Annotated in this window: 12 protein-coding genes; 7 read left to right on the plus strand and 5 right to left on the minus strand. The window is 53.2% G+C overall.

Features of this window, described 5'->3' with window-relative positions; genetic code table 11:
* Nucleotides 1-50 precede the first annotated feature (50 nt).
* Both SD425_RS20080 and lysS read left to right on the plus strand, forming a co-directional pair.
* Nucleotides 51-1,088 carry a hypothetical protein gene (locus SD425_RS20080; RefSeq protein ID WP_324671808.1) on the plus strand — a complete coding sequence of 346 codons (1,038 nt, stop codon included), beginning with the start codon at nt 51-53 and terminating at the stop codon, nt 1,086-1,088.
* A gap of 109 nt (nt 1,089-1,197) precedes the next feature.
* Nucleotides 1,198-2,760, plus strand: a complete 1,563-nt coding sequence (gene lysS / locus SD425_RS20085) for a lysine--tRNA ligase (protein WP_324671809.1) — start codon at nt 1,198-1,200, stop codon at nt 2,758-2,760.
* A gap of 365 nt (nt 2,761-3,125) precedes the next feature.
* On the opposite strand, the gene SD425_RS20090 is transcribed toward lysS, so the two are convergent.
* The 3 genes from SD425_RS20090 to SD425_RS20100 all read right to left on the minus strand — a co-directional run bounded on the left by SD425_RS20090 (nt 3,126) and on the right by SD425_RS20100 (nt 4,380).
* The gene (locus SD425_RS20090; RefSeq protein WP_324671810.1) at nt 3,126-3,329 is read right to left on the minus strand and encodes a hypothetical protein; all 204 of its coding nucleotides are present in this window, start codon (nt 3,327-3,329) and stop codon (nt 3,126-3,128) included.
* 63 nt (nt 3,330-3,392) lie between these two features.
* Nucleotides 3,393-3,821 carry a YtxH domain-containing protein gene (locus SD425_RS20095; protein WP_324671811.1) on the minus strand — a complete coding sequence of 143 codons (429 nt, stop codon included), beginning with the start codon at nt 3,819-3,821 and terminating at the stop codon, nt 3,393-3,395.
* 124 nt (nt 3,822-3,945) lie between these two features.
* On the minus strand, nt 3,946-4,380 hold the full coding sequence (locus SD425_RS20100; protein ID WP_324671812.1) for a CsbD family protein: 435 nt from the start codon (nt 4,378-4,380) through the stop codon (nt 3,946-3,948).
* Between the two features lie 275 nt (nt 4,381-4,655).
* On the opposite strand from SD425_RS20100, the gene SD425_RS20105 reads away from it, so the two are divergent.
* The 5 genes from SD425_RS20105 to SD425_RS20125 all read left to right on the plus strand — a co-directional run bounded on the left by SD425_RS20105 (nt 4,656) and on the right by SD425_RS20125 (nt 9,797).
* Nucleotides 4,656-4,898 (plus strand): Kazal-type serine protease inhibitor domain-containing protein, encoded by a 243-nt coding sequence (locus SD425_RS20105; RefSeq protein ID WP_324671813.1) that lies wholly within the window; start codon nt 4,656-4,658, stop codon nt 4,896-4,898.
* 14 nt (nt 4,899-4,912) lie between these two features.
* Nucleotides 4,913-5,284, plus strand: coding sequence for a cupin domain-containing protein (locus tag SD425_RS20110; protein ID WP_324671814.1), 372 nt, complete (start codon nt 4,913-4,915; stop codon nt 5,282-5,284).
* Nucleotides 5,285-5,536: 252 nt separating this feature from the next.
* Nucleotides 5,537-6,838 (plus strand): amidohydrolase family protein, encoded by a 1,302-nt coding sequence (locus SD425_RS20115; RefSeq protein WP_324671815.1) that lies wholly within the window; start codon nt 5,537-5,539, stop codon nt 6,836-6,838.
* Nucleotides 6,839-7,042: 204 nt separating this feature from the next.
* On the plus strand, nt 7,043-7,903 hold the full coding sequence (locus SD425_RS20120; protein WP_324671816.1) for a dienelactone hydrolase family protein: 861 nt from the start codon (nt 7,043-7,045) through the stop codon (nt 7,901-7,903).
* Between the two features lie 871 nt (nt 7,904-8,774).
* A complete protein-coding gene (locus SD425_RS20125) occupies nt 8,775-9,797 on the plus strand; it encodes an acyltransferase (protein ID WP_324671817.1) in 1,023 nt (340 codons plus the stop codon).
* 179 nt (nt 9,798-9,976) lie between these two features.
* Here the strand turns inward: SD425_RS20125 and SD425_RS20130 are convergent, their stop codons facing one another.
* Both SD425_RS20130 and SD425_RS20135 read right to left on the minus strand, forming a co-directional pair.
* The gene (locus SD425_RS20130; RefSeq protein ID WP_324671818.1) at nt 9,977-11,533 is read right to left on the minus strand and encodes a M20/M25/M40 family metallo-hydrolase; all 1,557 of its coding nucleotides are present in this window, start codon (nt 11,531-11,533) and stop codon (nt 9,977-9,979) included.
* A gap of 126 nt (nt 11,534-11,659) precedes the next feature.
* On the minus strand, nt 11,660-13,756 hold the full coding sequence (locus tag SD425_RS20135) for an ATP-binding protein (protein ID WP_324671819.1): 2,097 nt from the start codon (nt 13,754-13,756) through the stop codon (nt 11,660-11,662).
* Nucleotides 13,757-13,809: the final 53 nt, after the last annotated feature.

The following is a 13,809-nucleotide window of genomic DNA, read 5'->3' on the forward strand; positions in this document are numbered from 1 at the left end:
AAACAGCCTCTAAAATGCAACTACTAAGCGGGCAGAGCTGTTTAACTAACATGACGACTACAATGGAAAACAACATCTTCCCGCTCGTGACGGACGAGCAGAAGCAAGCGGAGGAAACTTGGCGCAAATCCATTCCTGCCCAGGTTTTCCTGAACTACTTCTTCGCTATCAACTACCACATTCAGGAGAACGACGATGCGCAAGGCGGCTTGCAGCACCTGCCCTACTTCCGGGCACACCAAGCCGAGCTAGCTGACTCCGATGTGGCAACCATCACTAAGCTACTGCACGCGTGCTGGAGCACCGAGTATGCTCTGCGCGCTACGGCCGAGCTAGGTGATGAGGACTACCTGCGTAACGCTCTGCACTGGACTTTCCCTCAGGCTTATCACACGATCTTGTCGGGTTTGCAAGCGTTCCTGTATACGACGGGTGTCCGCTCCAACAATCCGGCGCTGATTCAGCGAGAGGTTGGTCGCTTGGTTGTGCGCAACGCATACCCACGGCCGGTATCGTTCTATGCCGCTGGCGCCTATGGTGACTTCAGCATTCATCGGCTGCCCTTAGCTGGCTACAAGGCTGGTTTGCACATCGCTGGCAAGGAGATAGACGCTCAAGCGCAGATCGGCCAGTTCCTACGCACCACGCGTAAGCAGAAGGCGATGATTGTGCGTCAGCAAGTACAAGCCAATCCGAACACAGCATTGCGCAGCCAGAAGACAGGCAAGGTACTCGACAAGTGGACCGCTCAACACTGGCAGCAGATTACGTGGCGCCTAGGCTACACGACCATCTTCGATCTGCTTAGCCGTTTGCGTATCTCGCAGACCAGCCGGGAGATTGGCCGTTACGTGGAAGCTGAGATTGATTTCAAGCTGTTCCACCAGTCGCTGCTCAACATCGTGAGCTACCTCAACGGCATCCACGAGACATACATCGCTAAGGCGGTGGGCCTAGAGCGTTACCGCCAAGTGGTAGCCGAGCTGCCGAAGCACTTGCAGCACAGCTTCGTAGCCGAGCGCTTGCGCAAGCAGGTAGAGCCTACTATCACCGGCGAAGCACCGACGCAGATGGGCATTGCTGCCTAACATTTTCTCGCTCATCTAGTTTCTTACTCTATATACACGTAAGCGCCGCTCCTTTGGGACGGCGCTTTTTGTTTATCTACCTTTGCAGGCCTAATAACCATCCTTCCCTATGCACCATCTTAGCGAACAGGAGCAGATACGCCGCCAGAAGCTGGAGGACCTCCAAAATCTCGGCATTGAGCCTTATCCCTCCGAGCTGTTCGATGTGAATTTCTACGCCCAGGAAATTCTCGATAACTATCACCCCGAGCTAAACAACTTTCAGGAAGTGAGCCTCGCCGGCCGCCTGATGTCGATACGGGTGAAGGGCAAAGCGTCGTTTGCAGAACTGCAAGATGCCTCTGGCCGCATTCAGCTTTATATCAACCGCGACGAAATTTGTCCTGGTGAAGACAAGGAGCTGTACAACACGGTGTTTAAGAAGCTGATGGACCTAGGTGACTTCGTGGGCATCACGGGCCGCGTGTTCGTAACTATGGTGGGTGAGACGTCGATCCATGTTACCGGTCTTACATTGCTTTCGAAATCTTTGCGTCCGCTGCCAGTAGTAAAAGAGCGGGTAGATGAAGCAACGGGCGAGAAAATCACCTACGATGCTTTCTCCGATCCGGAGCAGCGCTATCGTCAGCGCTACGTAGACTTGGTGGTGAACCCACAAGTACGCGACGCCTTCGTTAAGCGGACGCAGCTGGTGCAAGCCATGCGTAATTACTTGAACGATAAAGGCTACCTAGAAGTAGAAACGCCAATCCTTCAGCCTTTGTATGGTGGTGCGGCGGCGCGGCCCTTCAAAACGCACCACAACACGCTGGACATGACGCTGTACCTGCGTATTGCCAACGAGCTGTATCTGAAGCGCCTGATCGTGGGTGGCTTTGATGGTGTGTATGAGTTCTCTAAGGACTTCCGCAACGAGGGCATGTCGCGCTTCCACAACCCCGAGTTCACCCAGATGGAGTTGTACGTAGCCTACAAAGACTACTACTGGATGATGGACTTGGTGGAGGAGATGGTCGAACGCGTGGCCCTAGCTCTGCACGGCAAAACGGAAGTGAAGGTGGGCGAAAACACCATCAACTTCCAGCGGCCATGGAAGCGCTTCACCATGTTCGAATCTATCAAAGAATACACGGGCATCGACATCACCGAGATGGACGAAGCCGCGCTACGTGAAACGGCTGCCACTTTGCACGTGAAGCTCGATCCGAGCATGGGCAAAGCCAAAATCATCGACGAAATATTCGGGGAGCATGTGGAGCCCAAGCTGATTCAGCCGACGTTCATCACGGATTACCCGGTGGAGATGTCGCCACTAGCCAAGAAGCACCGCTCAAAGCCTGGCTTGGTGGAGCGCTTCGAGGCAATCTGCAACGGTAAAGAAATCTGCAATGCCTTCTCGGAGCTGAATGACCCCATCGATCAGCGCAAGCGTTTCGAAGACCAATTGGAGCTAGGTAAGCGCGGCGACACCGAGGCTATGGTGCTCGACGAAGATTTCCTGCGAGCTTTGGAATACGGCATGCCGCCTACAGCTGGCCTAGGTATCGGCATCGACCGCCTGAGCATGATCATGACAAATTCCAACTCCATTCAGGACGTGCTTTTCTTCCCGCAGATGAAGCCGGAAAAAGCAGAGAAGAACACGGAGAAGACTGACAAGCCCGTAGAGTAAACCTACGGGAGTAAAAAACGAAACAGCCTTACCACCTAGCTAGGTAGTGAGGCTGTTTCGTTTAATGAGAGCTTAGCACGCTTGCAGGCTATAAAGCCTGAGTCATCTAGGGTTAAAAGTCGAAAGGCCTCCCGCACAAAATGCGAGAGGCCTTTCTTTACAAGAAGCTTACCTTTTTGATCAAAAGGAACTCTGAAGAAGCTTGCGATGGACGAGTCTGATTTTACTAACAGGCTTATAAACCAAAATTCCTGTTAGAAGCTCCTACTGTCGGCAATTTTACAACGAAGCACTTTACGATCTTCTTTCAAGCTCGTTATATGTTCTTTAACGGGTACCCTGCTGGAAGGTTACGCTAAGCCAATTTATTTTTTCAAAATATTATCGACGGGCCCTTCTTCGTCACGCTCAACCGAATTTTCACTGGTTGGGTTATAGTCGTAAGCTTGGGCCTCCGTGATGCTAGCCGCAAAATCGTCGCTGCTCGGGTCAGTGCTGCTGCTGCCGCCTTTGATGGGTTGTGGCGCCTCTTGCTCCTGTAGGTCGTCTGGGGTCGTTGGGTCCGTCATGAAATAAGATTGCTGTGGCCTAAGCTTAACTGAGGCGCATGGTGAATACTAGTTGGCCAGGAATTAGAACGTTTGGCCTAAGCCTGAGCCCATATGCCGTCCTTCGCCTGCACTGCCGTCGTAATCGGAGTCGAAGTCGTCGTAGGTGCTAGGCACGCTTTCGATACCAGCCGCGTAATCAACAGAAGCGCTCTTGCGGCCCTCTTCCGTTATGCTCGACTTGCCGGTGCGGTACAAAGAGTTCAACGCATTGTTGGCATCGGCGGAATCGCGCGACACAACATCCGTATTGTCTTTACCTGTTAGCTCGTTGAAGCGTGATACTCCTTGTTTAAACAGCTTACCTAGGTCGTTGCCCAGCTTGTCGGCAGATTGCTTTAAGCTTGCGCGGGTTCCTTCGCCCGTTTCGGGTGCAAGCAGCAGTCCAGCTACGGCACCAGCCGTGGCGCCAACTAGCAACGAAAGAATGATTTTACCATTGTTATCTTTCATGAGCTTAGAGAGTTGAGGGTAAGAGATGATGGTTTCAACGTGAAGACTCACTAGATGGTTAAAGAAAAGCCCTTCTCCACAGGGAAGAAGGGCTTTCGATATTGTAAGAAGGCTGTTGTCTGACCTACAAGTCGTTCAGCAGCTTCACGATTTCACTTTTGCCTTTGCCTAGCTTTTGCTGCAGGCGGCCAATCAGCTCGTCGCCTTTGCCTTCAGCATAGTCGAGATCTTCGTCAGTTAGCTGAGCATATTGCTGTTGCAATTTGCCTTTTACTTCGTCCCAGGTGCCTTTCAGCTTCAGGCTGCTGCCGGGCAGCGAAACACCTAGCTCTTCGAGCTTCTCAACGTAGCCTTTGAATTTAGCGTCGAGTTCCTCACCGTATTTGGAGAGTTGCTCGCCTACTTGACCGCTGTATTTTGTGGCAGTATTCTTTAGGTTCTCGCGGGTTGCTTTGCCTTTATCGGGTGCGATTAGCAGGCCGGCAATAATACCAGCACCAGCACCAGCAAGAGCAGCGAGGAGAATTTTACCAGTGTTGTCTTCTTCTTGGTACGACATGATGTAGAGAGAGAATATGTGAAAAATGAGAACAGGAGTAGCGTCAGCAGGCCCCCAAGGGGAGAGAGGAAGCCAAGCGGAAGATGCATCCGTTGTTTTCGCCAATCTGCCTGCTATACGAAGCACAGCAGCAGGGGTTCTAATTACGAATTAAAAAATAGTTAGACTAAAATATCATCCCTTGATAAACAAAACTTCTTCCCGGCGCCCGTACTTTACCCCATCAATTAGGCTGTGCTGCCTAGCTTCTCTCCTACCCTGCTGTACCTATTCGTATGTTCAAGCTTTGCTATTCCTTCTTGCTCGTTGCGCTGACCGCAGGCTGTCATCGGGCGCCTGCTACTGCTGAAAAGCCGTGTATTGACCCCGCCAAAATCCGGAAAGACGCCATTTGCACCATGGAATATGCCCCCGTGTGCGGCTGCGACGGCAAGACGTACAGCAACGCTTGCGTGGCCACTAATGCTGGCGTGACTTCGTATACCAAAGGCGCTTGCGCAGGCGCTACGACTAACTAATTGCCTTTCTGCTTATGTCTGAGAAAAAGTATTTTCGCCAGCTAGCTCCTTTCCGCGTTCCGACTACCGATGGCAAACTCATTGAGGAGCACATTGGACTAGCTAGTACCCACACCGCTGCTTACAGCGTGGCCCATATGGTAGCGCCGCCGCAATGGAGCGAGCCTCACCAAACGCCGGAGTTTGATGAAATTACCATTGTCGTGCGCGGCCGCAAGCGGTTCGAGGTCGATGGCGACGTGATTGAGCTTACCGCCGGCGAGTCGTTGCTAATTAAGGCCGGGGCCCGGATTCGCTATTCTAATCCGTTTGAGGAGGAGTGCGAATATTGGTCGATTTGCGTACCCGCTTTCAGCCCGGCTACGGTGAATCGCGAGGAAGAATAGAAATCACCTAGCAGTTCATACTTGTGACATTTTCGTTACCTAGGTGTTGAAGATCCTTATCCGGTTAAAACGTCTTAGGTTGTTGCGAAGTGACGGAATAACACTCAAAACCCTCTTGACCATACGGGCAAGAGGGTTTTAAATTTTAGGAAAGCCGCGTCCTCAGTGGTCGAATTTCTATGCCCATAGGGCATTTTGCGCGTTATTGCGCCTTCGCACCGATGACATTTCCATTTCTACTCCCCTCACCTGATGAAACAAAAAGTACTGTTTTGGCTGGTTCTATTTACTATTTCCTGTCATGCGTTGCAGGCGCAACACAGGCTTAAGGCCATCAAAGCCGGCAAAGTAATAGACGTAGTACAGGGCAAAGTTCTTACGAATCAGATTATTCTGATTGATAGCACAAGGATCGTCGACATCGGACCTAGCCTCCAGATTCCGCAGGGTGCTGAGGTAATTGACCTCAGCAATGCCACGGTGTTACCCGGTTTGATGGATTGCCACACGCACCTTTCGGGGGAGCCCGGCGACAACTATTACGAAGACATGTTCCGCAAAACGCCCATCGACGCGGCGGTGGTGGCGCACTTATATGCCAAACGGACCCTGGAAGCTGGTTTCACAATGGTGCGCGACCTAGGTGGCAGCAATCTGATTGACGTATCGTTACGCAATGCCATTAATGCCGGCACCATTCCGGGCCCACGCATGCTGGTCGCCACTTTTGCCCTCAGTGCCACCGGCGGCCACGGCGACCCCACAACTGGTTTCTCGCCCAACCTAGCTTTCAAGGGCAACCCCGACTACACGGGCGTAGCCGACGGACCCGAGGAAATTCGTAAGCGCGTGCGCAACAACGTAAAATTTGGCGCCGACTGGATCAAGGTACTTGCCACGGCTGGTGTGCTCAGCGAAGAAGGTAGCGCGGGTGCTGCCCTTTACTCCTTAGAGGAGCTAAAAGCCGTGGTAGACGAGGCCCACCGCTGGGGGCGCAAAGTGGCTGCTCACGCACACGGTGCCGAGGGCATCAAGTTAGCTGTGCAAGCCGGCGTCACTAGCATCGAGCACGGTAGTCTGCTGGATGAAGAAGGAATCCGGATGATGAAGAAAAATGGCACGTGGCTCGTGGCCGACATTTATGATGACGATTACATTCTGAGCGAGTACGCCAAGAAAGGCTTCCCCGAGAAGATCATTGAGAAGGAACGCTCGGTGGGCCGTTTGCAGCGCGAAAACTTTCAAAAAGCCGTAAAGGCTGGTGTGAAGGTAGCCTACGGCACCGACGCAGCCGTGTACCCCCACGGCGGCAACGGCAAGCAGTTTTTCTACATGGTAAAGTTTGGGCTCACCCCCATGCAGGCCATTCAGTCGGCCACCATCAACGCCGCCGACCTGCTAGAGTGGAAAGACCGCACCGGTTCTATTACCAAGGGTAAACTGGCCGACATCGTGGCTGTGCCAGGCGACCCGCTTACCGATATTACCGTGATGGAGAAGGTGAAATTTGTGATGAAGGAGGGCACTGTGTACAAGAACGAGCTAGGTAAATAGCCTGTTTGGCTTCTTTCGAGCGAGCGTCATGCTGGTCTTGCTGAAGCAGTACGCAGCCAATACTTCAATAAACAGATATTCAGCCTTATAACAGCTACACGCGAGCTATTTCGCGTGGTTTGATACGGTAATCTTTTGCCCACAAAAAGCCCGGCTTCTGGTCGGGCTTTTGTCTATATTTAAGCACTACCTCAACCCTCTCCCATGGACCAGCGCATCATCAACTTATTTGACGAATACACCCACAAGCCCCTCTCCCGCAAGGAGTTCATGGAACGGCTTATAAGACTAACAGGTGGGGCGGCACTAGCTGCTGCTGCACTATCGGTGCTCGACCCTGGCTATGTGGAAGCTGCTACCATTCCCGAAGATGACAAGAACCTGACGATAGAGGAAGTAACCTGGCCCGGCGACAACGGCACGATGAAAGGCTACCTAGCCCGCCCAAAAGGCCGCAAAAAGGTAGGTTCGGTCATCGTCATTCACGAAAACCGCGGCCTAACGCCCCACATCAAAGACGTGACGCGGCGTGTGGCTAAGGCCGGCTACCTAGCTCTCGGCGTTGATGCGCTTTCGCCCCTAGGTGGCACGCCCGCCAACGAAGACGAAGGCCGCACGCTGATCGGTAAGCTCGACCCGCAGCAAAACCTAACCAACTACCTAGCAGCCCTCACTTACTTGCGGCAACGCAAAGACGGCAATGGACGCACCGGCTGCGTCGGGTTTTGCTGGGGCGGTGGGCTCGCCAACCAGCTGGCCGTGCACGATCCGCAGTTGAACGCGGCAGTGGCTTATTACGGGGCGCAGCCCAAGGCAGAAGATGTGCCTAACATCAGCGCCGCGCTCATGTTGCACTACGCCGGCCTCGATGAGCGCATCGACGCGGGCATTCCGGCTTACGAAGCCGCACTGAAAGCGGCTGGTGTCAAGTACCAGCTCTTCGTGTACGATGGTGTGCAGCATGCCTTCAACAACGACACCTCACCGGCACGCTACAACGCCGAAGCCGCCAAGCTAGCCTGGGACCGGACGCTACAGTTCTTTGGGGAGAAGCTAGGGGCATGAGTGCGCAGCTTCGCGAGAAACTAAAGTAAAGCCCAATTACTACATACAACAGAAGCCCCGCTAGATGCTAGCGGGGCTTCTGTTGTATACACCCTAGGTCAATTTTCTAATTACAAAGCGGCGGAGCTATCCTAGCTTGTGTAGCGCCGCTCCTGCCCCTACTGTGCATCGCGGTGCCCCTCCCCGAACGGTTAAATGTAGCTCTGTTGTTTACCGCGTTTTACTACTACCTGATAGTCAAGCACTAGCTCTTATCGGATTATAGATACGAGCTTCGTAACCGGGTAAAGTCCTATCAAATACCCACACCTTTCAGCTTAAGATGGATCATTTTGCTCCTCATAAGCCTGGGGATAGGCTCTAAAAACGAGCTGTAACCTTAATTATCCTACTAAATAATTGCATTATACTTACAAAATTTCACTTTTGCTTGCTATACCAATTGGTTCGTTATAACGTTGCCACGACCATCATTCAACTCATTATTGGTTAAGTACACCAATAACCCAAAATCAAAGTCGTTTTAGGTACCATCGTTTTGGTAGCGTGTGCCTACTTACACAAGAGCCACTCAATGAGGGCTTTTCCATCATTGCTTACCCCCTTATTTGCTGAGCAACTAGTCTCATCGAGCACACTGCGCTAGCCTTGGTCCTTATCAAGCGTTAGCCTTTTGGAAAACCTAGCGCGATAGGTTTACTCAGTAACATAAAACCACTCCCTCTAACAGGTAGCTCTTAGCAGAGCTTCAGAGAAGCTGTATGCTTTTTCTACTCCTGAGCGCCTCTTACCAAAACAACCTAGATCAGAAAACCACAGGAGTTTCGCGCATATCCTGTCATCCTTTCACCAGTCTTAACCGCTGTAAACTATGATCAAGCCTGGACTCTTACGCTTTATTCTCGCTTCACTTGTCGTCGTCTTCCATGTAGCGAGAGTAGTGTTCGTCGGCACACTGGCGGTTTATTGCTTCTTCATCCTGAGCGGGTACTGGATTTCGTTGATGTACGATAGCAAGTACAAGAAACTCGATTCGCCCCTGCAGGATTTCTACATGAGCAGAATCTACCGCTTGTTTCCGGTTTACTTCCTCTTTGCTATTCTGGCGGCGGTACTCGTCATGTTCTATGACCCAAGTGCCGTACATACGATCAACCATTTTTCTTTGGTGGAGAAAGCCCATTTTTGGTTTTCCAACCTCACGCTTCTAGGCTATAACCTGCTTCCCGTTCAACCCATTGCGCCGGCTTGGTCGCTGGATATAGAACTACAATTCTATATTCTTTTCCCGGTGATGTTGGTGTTCTTGAATAACAAAGCCAGCCGCATAGCCGCCGTTGTGTTCTTTGGGCTTGTAACCCTCGTCGTAGAAGTGTTTCTCAATAAATCTTTCCTCCACGAAACCGTAGCAGTCTACCTAGTTTACTTCATCATCGGTATTTGCCTGAACAAGGACGCTATTAGCTTCAACCGAAGAACTGAAGTTATCTGCACAGGCTTGTTCTTCCTAGTGTTGGCTGTGCACTATGCGGTACCTAGCTTATTTCAAGAGGTAAGAAATTCGTTTTCCTCTTACCACCTGCGCTTTAGCGAAACAGCTTGCTTGTTGTTGATTCCAATGCTAGCGAACAGCGTACGGGTAAAAAGCAACAAGCTTGACCGGAATTTGGGCGATATTTCCTACGTTCTTTACCTCTCACATTGGATCTGGTTTATTCCTTTCAACTACTACACGCAAAGCTTGAGCAGCATTCAGCGGCTGCCTTACATGGTGGTGTATCTGGTGCTTACCTTCAGCATGGCCTACGTGTTCTACGCCTATTACGACAGACCCATTGAAGAAAGAAGACGGCGTTTGGCTGAGCTAAGTAAAGCGCAGCCATCGGCTGCCTAGTCGTAGAAGCGTTTCCTGCCAAAGTCGGGCGGCTTCCCTAACCTAGGTCTACTGAAGTACCTAGGCTAGGGAAGCCGCACTGTTTCAGGAATTACTAAGTCAATTATTCCTGCGTAGCAGCCCAAAACAAAAAGCCCCGCCAGTAGCTAGCGGGGCTTTTTCATTCATCTTGCACTAGTTTACTGCGCCGGCTTCGCTACGGTTACAGGTTTGCGCGGAAGTTTTTGGTCACGCATGGCGGTGTTGTACACAAAGGAGGCCACCACCACCGAGGCCTGCTTTAGGTCTTCGGGCTGCAGGCGCTCGTAGGTATCCATGTTGGTGTGGTGGGTGCGGGTGTTATAATCGAGGCCATCCTGAATGAACTGGAAGCCTGGAATACCAACGGCGTCGAACGAGAGGTGGTCGGTGCCGCCCGTGTTGCGCGGCGTGATGGTCGTGGCACCTAGGTCAGCGAAGGGCTGGAGCCACGCGGTGAAAATGGGTCGCACGCCCTCGTTGCCCTGCAAGTAGATCCCGCGAATCTTGCCGGTACCGTTGTCAAGGTTGAAGTAGCCAGCTAGCTTTTCCTGCTCAGGCGTGGGCTTACCGGCTTCGCCAAAGTGGTTCTTCACGTAGTTTTTGGAGCCGTGCAAGCCTTCCTCCTCTTCCCCCCACAGGGCAATCCGAATGGTGCGCTTGGGCTTCACATTCAAGGCTTTCAAGATTCGAACGGCTTCCATCATCACGGCACAGCCGGCCGCGTTATCAGTAGCGCCGGTAGCGGCGTGCCATGAGTCGAGGTGACCACCTAGCATCACTACTTCGCTCTTCAGCTTCTTGTCGGTGCCCGTAATTTCGGCTACCACGTTGTAGCCTTTCAAATCCTGGGTCTGGAATTTTGTTTTGGTTTCCATCTCCACTTCCACCGGAATACCCGCTTCCACCAAACGAATTAGGCGCAGTTGATCTTCGGGTGCCGTTTCGATTTCGGGCAGCACGGGCTTGGCGTCGGCGGCATACGGAGCACCATTGCTGGTGAAGAACGTGCCGTCGGAACCGCCACGTGGGTTACTGAGCACCGCGACGGCGCCCTCGGCTAGGAGGAATTCCGCCATTTTGCCGCGGAGCGCTATCCGGGCCCGATAAGCCGTCATGGCGTCGTCGGTCATGGCCGGGCGGGCGCTCGGGGTAGCTGTAGCATCCGCCATTTTCTTCAGGTCTTCGTCGGTGTAGCGCTTGGCGTCGGGCTCGAAGCCAGCTTTGGGCGGCGAGGTTACTTCCGTTACTACAATCTTGTCGCGCAGCTGGCCTTTGTACTTCTCCAGATCAGCTTCCGTAGCGGCTTTCACATACACGATCTGCTTCTTCACCTGCCCGTTGGTGCCTGGGGTCCAGGCTTTTGGAGCACCGATCATCGCATGGTAGTACGGCTTGGTCATAGCTAGGTACGACTTCTCTACATCCCAGCCGCGGCCAAAATCGCCCCAGGGCTCCACGTTCGCATTGACCAGGCCCCACTTCGACAGCTGATCTTTAGTCCACTGGTTGGCGCGCTGCAAGCCTTCGGAGTTTGCCAGGCGTGGTCCGCACACATCCGTTAGGTAGAAGGCGGTTTCCATCACTTTGGAGCGGTTCATACCTTCATCCTTGATTTTGGCAATCATGGCTTGGTCGAATTTCTCAGCTTGCTGAGCGAGCAGTGGGGAGCTGACGGCGAGGTTGCACACCACGGAGAAGAATACTAGTCTTTTCATGAAGAATAGGCTTGAGGTCATGTAGGCAATGTTACGTCACTGACGCGCCGCTTGCAGAAACGTTGCTTCGAGGCAGCAGCTTACCTTCCTAGCTGCCTACCATCTACTAGCCAGCATATTGGCCCGCTACCCTTCGGCCGAAGCGTTGGCGCTTGCTACCGCTTCCAGTTGTGCTTTCACGGGTAGCGTGATGATGAACTCGGTAAACTCTCCTTCGAGTGACTCCACACGCAATGCTCCGCCGTGGCTTTTGATGATATCATAGCTCAAGGGCAACCCTAACCCGGGGCTATCATTCGTCGTGTTGGCCGTCGAAAACCGCTGGAACATGCTGCCTTGCAAATCCTTTGGCAGACCTAGGCCGTTGTCGCGCACGCGTATTTCCACGTGTTTGGCCGAGCGGCGAGTACTGACGGCGACTTGCGGCACGTAGCCTTCTTCATCCAAGCTCTGCCGCTGCTGCACCGCCTGAAAAGCTGTCAGAAATAGTTGAATCAGGGCCCGGCTCAGGTCGTGGCGCACGACGTCGAGTATGCCTACTGCCGGATCAAACGTTGGTAACAACGCCGCGTTGAAGGTGCGGTGCTTCCCTCGCATTTCATGATAGGCCATACGCAAGTTGCTCTCTATCATGGTGTTCAACTCGGTGGCTTGGCGTAGGCTAGGTTCGGCCGATGCGTACTCCAGCATGCCGAGCACAATGGAGTTGGCCCGCCGTCCGGCCTGCACAATCTTCTCCTGGTATTGCCGCAGGTTTTGCAGCGTCTCATCCAGATACTCCCAATCGTCGTTCGGCAGGGCTAGCTTGTTGAACTCTGCGTGCAGCTCCTGGCACAGCGCTTCGCTGATGCCGGCAAAGTCGCGCACCTGGTGCACGGGTTTTTGAATCTCTTGGGCCACGCTTGCCATCAACTCACCGAGGCTCGCCATCTTCTCGCGCAATACCAGTTGGCTTTGCGCTTGCTTCAGCTCCAACAGCGTTCGAGCTAGGTTGTCGCGCTGCACCATAAACTCCTCCTTCTGCTGAACAACTTGCTGATTGAGAGCTTGCAACTTCGCGTTGGCCTGCTTTTGCAGCTTGTTGTTGCGCCATAAAAGCAGCGCCACCAGCAATAGCACCGCCAAACCGGCAGCCAGCGCATACATGCGCATGCGCGCCATGTAGTGGACCCGCTCTATCTCCAGCTCCCGCAGTCGTTGCTGTTCCGCAAAGCCAATAGCGTCAAGCTGTTTGATCCGCTGCGGGTCATACAAGCTGTCTTCGGCCCGGAGCATGATGTTCATGTATTTCAGCGTACTATCGCGCTGCTTACGGGTTTGGAAGGCCTCCGCTAGCAGGTTGCTCGTGCGTACCACGCCCACCACAAAAGGCAGTGACTGCCCCATCACCAAGGCTTTGCGCGCATAATACACGCTCGAATCGTGCTGCTGGCGGTTGTCGTACAGCTCGGCTAGGTACTGATAGGCCCGGCTGCTGCTGCGCAGGTCGTTTTCGGGAATGGCCGCTTGGGCACTCAGCCGGTAGTAGCGAATCGCTTCGGCCGTATGACCTAGGGCGCCTTGCAGCAAACCTAGCTCCCTCAGTACGTAGGGCGCAGGATTGCCCCAGCAGCTTTGGTGAACGTTGCGCGACTGCCTAGTGAGCTGATAGGCCCGATTCAGAAAGACCGTTGCCGAATCGAGTTGATGCAAGGCCGTGTAGCTGGCTCCGATGTTGGCAAGCACACTAATAAGCTGCGAATCATCCTGAATGTGGATCTGCTCATAAATGCTCTTCGACCGGAAAAAATAGGCTAGGGCCGGCCGCTCATCGTCGAGGGCGTGGTAGAGCAGCCCGGTTTGATTGAGCGTACGCGCCGTGCCTTCCAGGTCGCGGCTCTCTTCGTTGATTTTCAACGCTTTCAAATCCGTGCGAAGCGCCTGCGGCAGGTTACCTCGCTCCCCCATCAGGATGCCGATGCGCGACAAACAACGACCTTCCCCTTTGCGGTAGCCGATTTTCCAAGCTAGGTGTAGCCCTTTTCGGGCGTACCACTGCACCGAGTCGAAGCGGGAGTAGCGGTAAGACGCCGCTACATCGGCCAGGAGCAACACCCGGCTGGTATCAGACGTAGCTTGGGCCAAAGCCCGCCGCAACAGCGCCGTTTGCGGACTTTGCGCTCGTCCGACTAATGATCCAAGTAAGGCAAAAAGAAAAAACAGATAGCGTAATCGTTGCTTCATACGTGAAGATAATTGCCGCTCGTGGTTAAGCACAACTATTAGGTCTGCCGCGC

It is taken from the genome of Hymenobacter sp. GOD-10R, assembly GCF_035609205.1.
Classification (GTDB): Bacteria; Bacteroidota; Bacteroidia; order Cytophagales; family Hymenobacteraceae; genus Hymenobacter.